10 protein-coding genes and 2 pseudogenes are annotated in these 12,075 nt (G+C 70.6%); 5 read left to right on the forward strand and 7 right to left on the reverse strand.

The genetic code is table 11. From position 1 onward, the window contains the following. Window positions 1-153, forward strand: a 153-nt coding sequence (locus ACFYTE_RS40640) for a hypothetical protein (RefSeq protein WP_388722109.1), incomplete at its 5' end; no start/stop codon positions are given. Between the two features lie 39 nt (window positions 154-192). On the opposite strand, the pseudogene ACFYTE_RS40645 reads toward ACFYTE_RS40640, so the two are convergent. Further along, window positions 193-490, reverse strand: a pseudogene (locus tag ACFYTE_RS40645) (ATP-binding cassette domain-containing protein); the annotation flags it as partial. On the opposite strand from ACFYTE_RS40645, the pseudogene ACFYTE_RS40650 reads away from it, so the two are divergent. Continuing rightward, window positions 481-911: pseudogene (locus ACFYTE_RS40650) on the forward strand (carbohydrate ABC transporter permease); the annotation flags it as partial. The pseudogenes ACFYTE_RS40645 and ACFYTE_RS40650 overlap by 10 nt on opposite strands. Before the next feature lie 55 nt (window positions 912-966). Here the strand turns inward: ACFYTE_RS40650 and pgl are convergent. From pgl to tkt, 5 genes are read right to left on the reverse strand one after another with little or no spacing between them, the layout of a single operon-like run. After that, the gene (gene pgl / locus ACFYTE_RS40655; RefSeq protein ID WP_388722058.1) at window positions 967-1,749 is read right to left on the reverse strand and encodes a 6-phosphogluconolactonase; all 783 of its coding nucleotides are present in this window, start codon (window positions 1,747-1,749) and stop codon (window positions 967-969) included. Further along, window positions 1,746-2,786: a glucose-6-phosphate dehydrogenase assembly protein OpcA gene (opcA, locus tag ACFYTE_RS40660; RefSeq protein WP_388722059.1), complete on the reverse strand. Its 1,041-nt coding sequence runs from the start codon at window positions 2,784-2,786 to the stop codon at window positions 1,746-1,748. The genes pgl and opcA overlap by 4 nt, the downstream gene beginning before the upstream one ends. Beyond that, the gene (gene zwf / locus ACFYTE_RS40665; protein WP_388722060.1) at window positions 2,783-4,330 is read right to left on the reverse strand and encodes a glucose-6-phosphate dehydrogenase; all 1,548 of its coding nucleotides are present in this window, start codon (window positions 4,328-4,330) and stop codon (window positions 2,783-2,785) included. Before zwf ends, opcA begins: the two co-directional genes overlap by 4 nt. Before the next feature lie 4 nt (window positions 4,331-4,334). Beyond that, a complete protein-coding gene (tal, locus tag ACFYTE_RS40670; RefSeq protein WP_388722061.1) occupies window positions 4,335-5,453 on the reverse strand; it encodes a transaldolase in 1,119 nt (372 codons plus the stop codon). A gap of 34 nt (window positions 5,454-5,487) precedes the next feature. After that, entirely contained in the window at window positions 5,488-7,575 is a 2,088-nt protein-coding gene (gene tkt / locus ACFYTE_RS40675; protein WP_388722063.1) for a transketolase, read from the reverse strand. Window positions 7,576-7,907: 332 nt separating this feature from the next. On the opposite strand from tkt, the gene ACFYTE_RS40680 reads away from it, so the two are divergent. The 3 genes from ACFYTE_RS40680 (at window position 7,908) to ACFYTE_RS40690 (ending at window position 10,543) form a co-directional block, all read left to right on the forward strand. Next, a complete protein-coding gene (locus ACFYTE_RS40680; protein ID WP_388722065.1) occupies window positions 7,908-8,876 on the forward strand; it encodes a heme o synthase in 969 nt (322 codons plus the stop codon). An 81-nt stretch (window positions 8,877-8,957) separates the two neighbouring features. Then, window positions 8,958-9,278, forward strand: coding sequence for a hypothetical protein (locus ACFYTE_RS40685; RefSeq protein WP_388722067.1), 321 nt, complete (start codon window positions 8,958-8,960; stop codon window positions 9,276-9,278). Window positions 9,279-9,433: 155 nt separating this feature from the next. Beyond that, entirely contained in the window at window positions 9,434-10,543 is a 1,110-nt protein-coding gene (locus ACFYTE_RS40690; RefSeq protein WP_388722069.1) for an amidohydrolase family protein, read from the forward strand. Window positions 10,544-11,055: 512 nt separating this feature from the next. Here the strand turns inward: ACFYTE_RS40690 and ACFYTE_RS40695 are convergent. Beyond that, a complete protein-coding gene (locus ACFYTE_RS40695) occupies window positions 11,056-12,066 on the reverse strand; it encodes a heme A synthase (protein ID WP_388722071.1) in 1,011 nt (336 codons plus the stop codon). Window positions 12,067-12,075: the final 9 nt, after the last annotated feature.

Below are 12,075 nucleotides of genomic sequence, written 5' to 3' on the forward strand. Positions count from 1 at the left end.
ATCGACTCCTTCGACCAGTGGGGCGTCGAGCTGGGCAAGGTCCTCGCCAAACGCATCGAGCCCGCACTCACCGAGGGCACCGAGGTCGAGGGCCTGGACGAGTCCACGCACGCCCTGGTCGCCAAGTACCGGGAGCTGCGCGGCCGAAGCTGACCCCGAACCGGCACCGAGCGCAGCTCCAGCGCCGAGCGCGGCGTCCAGCGCGGCGTCGTCGGCGATCCGGCCGTCGAAGAAGCTGATCACCCGGTCCGCGGCGCTGGCCAGCTGGGCGTCGTGGGTGACCAGCAGGATGGTCTGCCCGCGGCCGTGGAAGCGGGACAGCAGCCGCATCACCTCGCGGGTGCCCCTGCTGTCGAGGCTGCCCGCGGGTTCGTCGGCGAGCAGCAGGGGAGGGTGGTTGACCAGCGCCCGGGGCGAGGGCGACCCGCTGCTGTTCGCCGCCGGACGGCTCGCCCGGCATGCTGCGCTCCTTGCGGGTCAGCCTCAGCTCGATCGGCCCAGGACACCGCCAGGGGCGGCTGGTGGACGGCGCTGGCCGGCCCCGGGCAGCTGTCCTTCGACAACTACTCGGCGCTGCTGAAGAACGCCGGGATCACCAGGCGTTCTGGAACACCGTGCTGATCTCGGTGCCGACGACCGTGCTCGTGGTCGTCATCGCCGCCCTCGCCGGATACGCCTTCGCCTGGCTGGACTTCCCGGCCCGCGAGCCGCTGTTCCTGCTGGTGGTGCCGTTGCAGCTCGGTCTGCTGCCGGTGGCCAAACTCTTCGGCCGGCTCGGGCTGCCCGTCGGCCGGCCCGCCATCGCGAGCCTCGCCATCTTCCAGTTCCTGTGGGTGTGGAACGACATGCTGGTCGCCCTGCTGTTCGCGGACACCTCCGCACAGCCGCTGACCGTGGAACTCCAGTCCCAGGCGGGGGCCGTGAAATGACCGGAGCGGCGGGGCGCCGGCCCCGCCGCCGGTCGTCTCACGCCGAGGCCGGCGGGTACAGCGAACGCGGCAGCCCGGAGGCCGCCGCCGCGTCCAGCAGCCACAGGGTGCGCTGCCTGCCGTACGCGCCCGCCGCCGGGGCCTGGATCTCGCCCGCGCCGGACAGCGCGATCTGCGCGGCCTCTGCCTTGTCCTTGCCGGCCGCGAGCAGCCACACCTCGCGGGCCGCCCGGATCGCCGGGAGCGTCAAAGAGACCCGGGTCGGCGGCGGCTTGGGCGCGCCGTGCACGCCGACCACCGTGCGCTCGGTCTCCCGTACCGCGGGCAGCTCCGGGAACAGCGAGGCCACATGGGTGTCCGGGCCGACGCCGAGCAGCAGCACGTCGAAGGTCGGCACGGCCCCGTGGTTCTCGGGGCCCGCGGCCCGGGCCAGCTCGGCCGCGTACGCGTCCGCCGCCGCGTCCACGTCGCTGCCGTACCGGCCGTCCGACGCGGGCATGGGGTGCACGCGCTCGGGGTCCAGCGGCACGGCGTCCAGCAGTGCCTCGCGGGCCTGGGTGACATTGCGTTCCGGGTCGCCCTCGGGCAGGAACCGCTCGTCGCCCCACCACACGTCGAGCCGGGACCAGTCGACGGCGTCCCGGGCGGGCGCCGCCGCCAGCGCGGCCAGCAGGCCGTTGCCGTTGCGGCCGCCGGTCAGCACCACGGACGCGGAGCCGCGCGAGGACTGCGCGTCCACGACCTTGGTGATCAGGCGGGCCGCCGCGGCCTGGGCCATCAGCTCCTTGTCGCGGTGTACGACCAGCTGGGGGGTGCTCACTTCGCCGCCGCCTTCTTCGCCGGGGCCTTCTTCGCCGTCTTCTTCGCGGGGGCGGGCGCGGCCTCGGCCGCCGCGGCGCCCGCCGTGACGGGCTCGGCCTCCGCGGCGGGTGAGCCGATCAGCCGCTCCACGCCGAAGCGCAGCGCCGACGCATAGGTGTCGTCCGGGTCGAGCCGGCGCAGCTCCTCGGCGATCAGCTCGGACGTCTCGCGCCGCTTGAGCGCCACGGCACGGTCCGGCTGCCCCTGGATGGACAGCGTGGCCAGCGAGCCGTCCGCGCGGTCCAGGGCGATCGGGCCGCAGTCGGTGTCCAGCCGGACCGCGGTCAGACCCGGTCCGGACGACAGCGACCGCCTGACGGGGACGTCCAGCCGGTCCGCGAGCCACATCGCCAGCAGCTCACAGCTCGGATTGAACTCCTCGCCCGCCACCTCGACGCCCTTGACCTCGCACACCACCTGGTCCAGGGCCGCGGCCAGCATCGAGCGCCAGGGCGTGATCCGGGTCCAGGACAGGTCGGTGTCGCCGGGCGTGTAGGTGTCCGCGCGGGCGGACAGCTCCCGCACCGGCTGCTCGGACGCGTAGGTGTCGGTGACCCGGCGCTGCGCGAGGGCGCCCAGCGGGTCCCTGGCGGGATCGAGCGGCGCGTTCACCGGCCACCAGACGACGACCGGGGCGTCCGGCAGCAGCAGCGGCAGCACCACGGAGTCGGCGTGGTCGGCGACCTCGCCGTACAGCCGCAGCACCACCGTCTCGCCGGTGCCGGCGTCCGCGCCCACCCGCACCTCGGCGTCAAGGCGTGAGGTGGTGCGGTCGCGCGGGGAGCGGGAGACGCGCTTGATGACGACCAGGGTGCGCGAGGGGTGCTCGTGCGAGGCGTCGCCGGCCGCCTTCAACGCGTCGTAGGCGTTCTCCTCGTCGGTGACGATGACCAGGGTCAGCACCATGCCCACGGCGGGCGTGCCGATCGCGCGGCGGCCCTGCACCAACGCCTTGTTGACCTTGCTGGCCGTGGTGTCCGTGAGGTCTATCTTCATGGCCGGCGCCAGCTCCGTCCGTCTCGTGCGAGCATCTCGTCGGCCTCCGCGGGACCCCACGTGCCCGACGGGTACTGCGCGGGCTTGCCGTGCTTGTCCCAGTACTCCTCGATCGGATCGAGGATCTTCCAGGACAGCTCGACCTCCTCCGTGCGCGGGAAGAGATTGGCGTCGCCGAGCAGCACGTCCAGGATGAGCCGTTCGTACGCCTCCGGGCTGGACTCCGTGAACGACTCGCCGTAGGCGAAGTCCATGGACACGTCCCGGATCTCCATCGAGGTACCCGGCACCTTCGAGCCGAACCGGACCGTGATGCCCTCGTCGGGCTGGACGCGGATGACGACCGCGTTCTGGCCCAGTTCCTCGGTCGCGGTGTGGTCGAAGGGGGAGTGCGGGGCCCGCTGGAAGACCACCGCGATCTCGGTGACCCGGCGGCCGAGCCGCTTGCCGGTGCGCAGATAGAAGGGGACGCCCGCCCAGCGGCGGTTGTCGATCCCCACCTTGATCGCGGCGTAGGTGTCGGTCTTCGACTTGGCGTCGATGCCGTCTTCCTGGAGGTAGCCGATGACCTTCTCGCCGCCCTGCCAGCCGGCCGCGTACTGCCCGCGGACGGTGTGGTGGCCCAGGTCCTTCGGCACCCGTACCGCACCCAGCACCTTGGTCTTCTCCGCGGCCAGCGCGTCCGCGTCGAAGGAGGCCGGCTCCTCCATGGCGGTGAGCGCCATCAGCTGGAGCAGATGGTTCTGGATGACGTCACGGGCGGCACCGATCCCGTCGTAGTAGCCGGCCCGGCCGCCGATGCCGATGTCCTCGGCCATGGTGATCTGCACATGGTCCACGAAGGACCGGTTCCAGACCGGCTCGAACATCTGGTTGGCGAAGCGCAGCGCCAGGATGTTCTGGACGGTCTCCTTGCCCAGGTAGTGGTCGATCCGGAACACCTGATCCGGTTCGAACACCTCGTGCACGACCTTGTTCAGCTCCTCGGCCGACTTCAGGTCGTGGCCGAACGGCTTCTCGATGACCGCGCGCCGCCAGGAGCCGCCCGTCTGGTCGGCCAGGCCGTGCTTCTTCAGCTGCTGGATGACCACCGGGAAGGAGCGCGGCGGCACGGACAGGTAGAAGGCGAAGTTGCCGCCCGTGCCCTGTGCCTTGTCCAGCTCCTCGATCGTGGAACGCAGCCGCTCGAACGCGTCGTCATCGTCGAAGGTGCCCTGGACGAAGCGCATCCCCTGGATGAGCTGCTGCCAGACCTCCTCGCGGAACGGCGTCCGCGCATGCTGCTTGACGGAGTCGTGGACCTCCTGCGCGAAGTCCTCGTTCTGCCACTCGCGGCGGGCGAAGCCGACGAGGGAGAAGCCCGGCGGCAGCAGACCCCGGTTGGCGAGGTCATACACGGCGGGCATCAGCTTCTTGCGCGACAGATCGCCCGTGACACCGAAGATGACCAGGCCCGACGGCCCCGCGATGCGCGGGAGCCGTCGGTCCGCGGGGTCACGGAGCGGATTCGCTCCGGAACCGGAAAACCCGGAAAAGGGGGACAAGATGTCAGCCCTCCGAGGGGGCGAGGCGGTCGAGCACCGCCTCGGTCGACTTCAGCAGGTCGTTCCAGGACGCCTCGAACTTCTCGACGCCCTCGTCCTCCAGGACCTGGACCACGTCGTCGTACGGGATCCCGAGCTTCTCGACGGCGTCGAGGTCCGCGCGGGCCTGCTCGTACGTGCCGGCGATGGTGTTGCCGGTGATCTCGCCGTGCTCCTCGGTGGCCCGCAGGGTGGCCTCCGGCATGGTGTTCACCGTGTTCGGCGCCACCAGGTCGTCGACGTACAGGGTGGGCTTGTACGCCGGGTCCTTCACCCCGGTCGACGCCCACAGCGGACGCTGCCGGTGCGCGCCCGCGTTCTCCAGCGTGCTCCACCGCTCGGAGGAGAAGACCTCCTCGTACGCCTGGTAGGCGAGGCGCGCGTTGGCGACGGCGGCCTTGCCGCGCGCGGCCTTGGCCTCCGGGGTGCCCAGGGCGTCGATCCGCTTGTCGATCTCGGTGTCCACGCGGGAGACGAAGAACGAGGCGACGGAACGGATCAGCGACAGGTCCAGGCCGCGCTCCTTGGCCTTCTCCAGGCCGGCGAGGTAGGCGTTCATGACCTCGCGGTAGCGCTCAAGGGAGAAGATCAGCGTGACGTTGACGCTGATGCCGAGGCCGATGACCTCGGTGATCGCGGGCAGACCCGCCTTGGTGGCGGGGATCTTGATAAGGGTGTTGGGCCGGTCGACGAGCCAGGCGAGCTGCTTGGCCTCGGCGACGGTCGCCCCGGTGTTGTGGGCCAGCCGCGGATCGACCTCGATGGAGACCCGGCCGTCCTGGCCGTCGGTCGCGTCGAACACGGGTCGCAGGATGTCGGCGGCGTCCCGGACGTCCGCCGTGGTGATCATGCGGACCGCTTCCTCGACGGTGACCTTGCGGGCGGCGAGGTCCTTGAGCTGCTGCTCGTAACCGTCGCCGCTGCTGATGGCCTTCTGGAAGATCGTCGGGTTGGTGGTGACGCCCACGACGTGCTGCTGGTCGATCAGCTCGGCGAGGTTGCCGGACGTGATCCGCTTGCGCGACAGGTCGTCCAGCCAGATCGCGACGCCTTCCTCGGAGAGGCGCTTCAGTGCGTCTGTCATGGAAAATGCATCTCCTACGTGTCGTGTATCAGCGTCAGCGCTGCGCGTCAGCGATGGATTCCCGGGCTTTGGCGGCGATGTTCTCGGTGGTGAAGCCGTAGGTGTGGAAGAGGGTCTTGCCGTCGGCGGAGGCTCCGAAGTGTTCGAGGGAGACGATGCGTCCGGCGTCGCCGACGTAGCGGTACCAGGTCAGGGCGATGCCGGCTTCGACGGCGACGCGTGCCCGGATGGTGGGGGGCAGTACGTGGTCGCGGTAGGTCTGGTCCTGTTCTTCGAACCATTCCACGCAGGGCATGGAGACCACGCGGGTGGGGATGCCTTCGGTCTGGAGCTGGGTGCGGGCCTGGACGGCGAGGTGGACCTCGGAGCCGGTGGCGATGAGGATGACCTGCGGGTCGCCGTCTTCGGCGTCGAAGAGTACGTAACCGCCGCGTGCGGTGTCTTCGTTGGGTTCGTAGACGGGTACGCCCTGGCGGGTCAGGGCGAGGCCGTGGGGGGCGCCCTTGCCGTATTCCTTGGTGTGGCGGGTGAGGATTTCACGCCAGGCGGTCACGGTTTCGTTGGCGTCTGCGGGGCGGACGACGTTGAGGCCGGGGATGGCGCGCAGGGAGGCGAGGTGTTCGACGGGCTGGTGGGTGGGGCCGTCTTCGCCGAGGCCGATGGAGTCGTGGGTCCATACGTAGGTGACGGGCAGGTGCATGAGGGCGGAGAGGCGGACGGCGTTGCGCATGTAGTCGGAGAACACCAGGAAGGTGCCGCCGTAGACGCGGGTGTGGCCGTGGAGGGTGATGCCGTTCATTTCGGCGGCCATGGAGAATTCGCGGATGCCGAAGTGGACGGTGCGGCCGTAGGGGGTGGCGCTGGGCAGGGGGTTGTCGTTGGGGAGGAAGGAGGAGGAGGCGTCGATGGTGGTGTTGTTGGAGCCGGCGAGGTCGGCGGAGCCGCCCCACAGTTCGGGGATGAGGGGGCCGAGGGCCTGGAGGGTTTTGCCGGAGGCGGCGCGGGTGGCGATGGCTTTGCCGGGTTCGAAGACGGGCAGGGCGTCGTGCCAGCCGGCGGGGAGGGTGTGGGAGGTGATCCGGTCGTGTTCGGCGGCGCGTTCGGGCTGGTTGGTGCGCCATTCCTGGAAGGTTTTCTCCCAGGCGGCGCGGGCGGTGTGGCCGCGTTCGAGGGCCTGGCGGGTGTGGGCGAGGACGTCGTCGGCGACGGCGAAGTGCTGGTCGGGGTCGAAGCCGAGGACGCGTTTGGTGGCGGCGACTTCTTCTTCGCCCAGGGCGGAGCCGTGGGCGGCTTCGGTGTTCTGGGCGTGGGGGGCGGGCCAGGCGATGATGGAACGCATCGCGATGAAGGAGGGTTTGTCGGTGACCTGTTTGGCGGCTTCGATGGCGTTGTGGAGGGCGTGGGGGTCGAGGTCGCCGTCGGGTCGGGGGGCGATGCGCTGGACGTGCCAGCCGTAGGCTTCGTAGCGTTTGAGGGTGTCTTCGGAGACGGCGGTTGCGGTGTCGCCTTCGATGGAGATGTGGTTGTCGTCCCACAGGAGGATGAGGTTGCCGAGGTGCTGGTGGCCGGCGAGGGAGGAGGCTTCGGCGGAGATGCCTTCCTGGAGGCAGCCGTCGCCGGCGATGCAGTAGATGTAGTGGTCGAAGGGGGAGGCGCCGTGGGGGGTGTCGGGGTCGTACAGGCCGCGTTCGTAGCGGGCGGCCATGGCCATGCCGACGGCGTTGGCGACGCCTTGGCCGAGGGGGCCGGTGGTGGTTTCCACGCCCTTGGTGTGGCCGTATTCGGGGTGGCCTGGGGTGGTGGAGCCGTAGGTGCGGAAGGCTTCGAGGTCGGTGAGTTCGAGTCCGAAGCCGGCGAGGTAGAGCTGGGTGTAGAGGGTCAGGGAGGAGTGGCCGGCGGACAGGACGAAGCGGTCGCGGGCGATCCAGTCGGGGTCGGCGGGGTCGTGCCGCATCACCTTCTGGAAGAGGGTGTAGGCGGCCGGTGCCAGGCTCATCGCGGTACCGGGATGGCCGTTGCCGACCTTCTGTACGGCATCGGCGGCCAGGACGCGCGCGGTGTCCACCGCCCGCTGGTCCAACTCGGTCCAGTCGAGGTCTGAAGTGGTCGGCTTGGTGCTCACCCTGAGTCAGGGCTCCTCTCCACATGTCGAATGCCGGTGCACTGGGCGCCCACCGGCCGTTGTCGAGCCTACCCCCGTGAGTACGTGCGCTTTCTCCCCACATTCCAGACTGCCGGGACTCGCGGGGATCCGCCTCCCGACCGGGTTGTACGACATTCGGCAACTGAATACGGACCCGCTCATCTGACTGCTCAATCGAGCCCGCGTACGCACGTCCGCCAAGCCCGGTAAACACGACCCCACCCCCGCGAAGGGCGAGGTATGGGCAACGTCTACAGTGGCGTGGTACGCGCGAGCCTTTACCGGGACTTCACGGGGGGAGGCTTGCTGGGATGTCTCTGTCAGGGGTGTGCGTGACGGCCGTCGAATCCCGTCCAGCGGGGGTAATCGGTGCGAGCCAGAGCCCGGTCCGCCGGCCGTTCGGGGCTCGTGCCAGGGCCTTCGTGGCGCTGACCAAGCCGCGGATCATCGAGCTGCTGCTGATCACCACCGTTCCGGTGATGTTCCTGGCGCAGCAGGGAGTGCCGGACCTCGGCCTGGTCCTTCTCACCTGCCTCGGCGGCTACCTCTCCGCGGGCGGCGCCAACGCGCTGAACATGTACATCGACCGCGACATCGACGCGCTCATGGACCGCACCTCGCAGCGCCCGGTGGTCACCGGCATGGTGAGCCCCCGCGAATGCCTGGCGTTCGGCATCACGCTGGCGCTCGTCTCCACGCTGCTGTTCGGGCTGACCGTCAACTGGCTGTCGGCCTGGCTGTCACTCGGAGCGCTCCTCTTCTACGTCGTCGTCTACACGATGATCCTCAAGCGGCGCACCTCGCAGAACATCGTCTGGGGCGGCATCGCCGGCTGCATGCCGGTGCTCATCGGCTGGTCGTCCGTCACCAACTCGATGTCCTGGGCGCCGGTCGTCCTCTTCCTCGTCATGTTCTTCTGGACGCCGCCCCACTACTGGCCGCTGTCCATGAAGGTCAGGGACGACTACGCGCGCGTGGGCGTGCCGATGCTGCCCGTGGTCGCCTCCAACAAGGTGGTCGCCAGGCAGATCGTCCTCTACAGCTGGGTGATGGTCGCTGTCTCGCTGCTCCTCACCCCTCTCGGTTACACGGGCTGGTTCTACACGCTGGTCGCCCTGGTGGCGGGCGGCTGGTGGCTGTGGGAGGCGCACGCGCTGCAGCACCGGGCGAAGGCCGAGGTGGCGGGCGCGAAGCTCAAGGAGATGCGCCTGTTCCACTGGTCCATCACCTATGTGTCGCTGCTGTTCGTGGCGGTCGCGGTGGACCCCTTCCTGCGCTGACACAGGTCACATTCCCGGTTGGGCACAGGTCACAGGGCGCTGCTCTCGCCAGTCCGTTTACTCATGAGTAGCATCCTGGCCATGGCAGACACACAGCAGGTTGACCAGAAGGCCGAGCGCACGGCGGCGCGCCTCGCCCAGCGGATCGGCGCCTTCGCCAAGGCCCACGGCGGCGCCGAGTGCCAGGTCGCCTACCTCGGCGAACGCGGTGCCCGGATCGTGCTCGTGGGCGAGGACGGCGGCTGGGGCGACCTGGTGGCCCCGACGTACGAGATCGCCGAACGGGCGGTGGCGAAGTCCGGCATCACGGCCCACGAGTCCTTCGACGGCGAGTTCGCGGCCAAGGTGAGGACGGGCGCCTACGAGTGGAAGCGGATGGCGGGCATCCAGATCGGGGGCTGACCTGGGCCCCTTGAGGCAAGCGGGGGAACGTGCGACCGGCCGCGGGCGGCCCGTGGCCGCCGGACGGTGCACGCTCCCGAACCGAGCCGCGACCTCAGTCCCGGTTCACCCGTTAAGACGGTAGGCATGCACACCGTCCACAACGGGGAGCCCGGATGATCGACACGCCGTCCCTGGTGGACCAGTACTGCCACGGAGTGCTCCGCACCGAACTGGGCCTCGGCACCTTCGAGGCCCAACTCGCCCGCACCGAAGGGCCGCCCGCCCCGGGCACCACGCTCTTCGACACGCAGACCGGCTTCGCCGTGCGCCGCTGGTGCCCCCCGCTGCTCGGCCTCGAACCGCACTGCCCGCCGGCGAGCTATCTCGCCCGGCGCCGTGAACTCGGCGTGCTGGAGGCGGGCCGCAGACTGCTGCGGGGCAGCGGCATCACCACCTACCTTGTCGACACGGGACTGGCCGGCGACCTCACGGGCCCCGACGAGATGGCGTCCGCCGGTGCCGCCGAGGCCCGCGAGATCGTGCGCCTGGAACTCCTCGCCGAGCAGGTCGCCGACACCTCGGGCACCGTCGAGTCCTTCCTCGCCAACCTCGCCGAATCGGTGCACGGGGCCGCCGCGAACGCCGTCGCCTTCACCTCCGTCGCGGGGGTGCGGCACGGGCTGGCGCTCGCACCGGAGCCGCCCGGGCCCGGCGAGGTGCGCGGGGCGGCGGGACGCTGGCTGGCCGAGCGCCGGGTCGGCGGGGAACTCGACGATCCGGTGCTGCTGCGCCATGTGCTGTGGATCGCGGTCGCCTCCGGCCTGCCGCTCCAACTGCACGCCGGGCTCGGTGAGCCGCGCTCGCGCATCGACCGTACGGACCCGGTGCTGCTGACCGACTTCGTGCGGGCCACCGCGGGCCTCGGCACGGATCTGGTGCTGCTGCACGGTTACCCGTACCACCGGCAGGCCGCCCATCTGGCCGGGGTCTTCCCGCATGTGTACGCCGACTCCGGTGCCGCGCTGGTGCGTACCGGTGCCCGCGCGGCCGGTGTCCTCGCGGAGATCCTGGAACTGGCCCCCTTCGGCAAGATCCTCTTCTCCAGCGGCGCACACGGGCTGCCCGAACTGCACGTCGTGGGCGCCAGCCTGTTCCGCGAGGCGCTTGGCCGGGTGCTGGGCACATGGGTCGCCGAGGGCGCCTGGTCTCTGGGGGACGCCCAACGGGTGGCCCGTCTGATCGCGGGAGAGAACGCGGACCGGATCTACGGCCTGTCAGACTGAGACGCCCCCACACACACGCCTATGGCGCCCGCCCCCACGTGCGCCTGCCACACACCCACACGTGTGCCTGTGGCGCTCGGCCAAGTGTGGGCCTGTTGGCGCCGGCCCATGTGCGGACCTGCGGCACCCGCCCACGTATGTGCCTGTGGTGTGTCCGACCACGCATGCGCCTGCCACACCGCCCACCGGCGCGCATGTGGCGCTCGCTCACCCTTGCGCCTATGGTGCGCGCCCACGTGTGCGCCTGTACCACCCGCCCACGTGTGCGCCTGTACCACCCGCCCACGTGTGCGTCTGCAGCACCCGCCCTCGCGTGCGCCTGTGGCGCCGCCCACACGTGTGTGGGCCTTGCAACGCCCGCCGCCCGCCCGCCCGCGCGCGCCCGGCTCGGAGTATGCGTTCGCGCGCGCTTCCGTTCGACGCGTGCCGCCGTGTGTCCTTCCGGTGCAGGCCCGCGCGCGTGGGCTTCTCGGCGGGGGCTCAGTGTGCGTGCCGTTGCCTGACGGTCACGCTCACGCGCGCGTGGCGACCGGTGTTTCCAGGGAGGGACCCGGCAGCGTGGCCGTCGCTTCGGGGTGTTCCCGCAGCGACAGCAGCACGCGCAGCACCCAGATCCACATCACGCAGGAGCCCAGCATGTGCGCGCCCACCAGGACCTCGGGCAGATGCGTGAGGTACTGGACGTAGCCGATCGCGCCCTGGCACAGCAGCACGATGAACAGCTCGCGCGTACGGTCCCGCGGACCCTTGGGCGCGTCGACCGCCTTGAGCACGAACCACAGGGCGAAGGTCAGCGTCACCACGATCCAGGCGAGCACGGCGTGCAGTTCGGTGACGTTCTCCCAGTCGATCGGGATCCGTTCGACCTCGCTGGAGTCACCCGCGTGCGGTCCCGCCCCGGTCACCACCGTGCCGACGGCGATCAGCACGACGGACGCGGTCACCAGGACCCGCACCAGCTGCTGCACGGCCTTGCCGACCAGCGGGCGCGGCGGCCCGTCGCCCTCGCGGCTGCGCTGCCACATCACCGTGGCGACGGCGATGAGCGCGGTGGACAGCAGGAAGTGGGCCGCGACCGTGTACGGGTTCAGCCCGACCAGGACGACGATGCCGCCGAGCACCGCGTTGCCCATGACCACCCAGAACTGCGCCCAGCCCAGCCGGGTGAGGCCGCGCCGCCACGGCTTCTGCGCGCGGGCGGCGATGATCGCCCAGCCCACGGCCGCGCACAGCACATAGGTGAGCATGCGGTTGCCGAACTCGATGACGCCGTGCAGGCCCATGGCCCGGGTGGTGGTCAGCGAGTCGTCGGTGCAGGTGGGCCAGGTCGGGCAGCCGAGGCCCGAGCCGGTCAGCCGGACGGCACCGCCGGTGACCACGATGACCACCGACATGACGAGTGCGATGAGTGCCGCCCGCTGGACCGTCCGGGGGTTCGGGGTCCAGCGTTCGGCGATGAAGGCGAGCGGGTTGCGCACGGCCGCTGCGGCATCGGCGCGGGTCAGCTTTGGCACGCGCACCATGGTAGGCCG

Source organism: Streptomyces sp. NPDC004629 (assembly GCF_042873595.1).
Classification (GTDB): domain Bacteria; phylum Actinomycetota; class Actinomycetes; order Streptomycetales; family Streptomycetaceae; genus Streptomyces.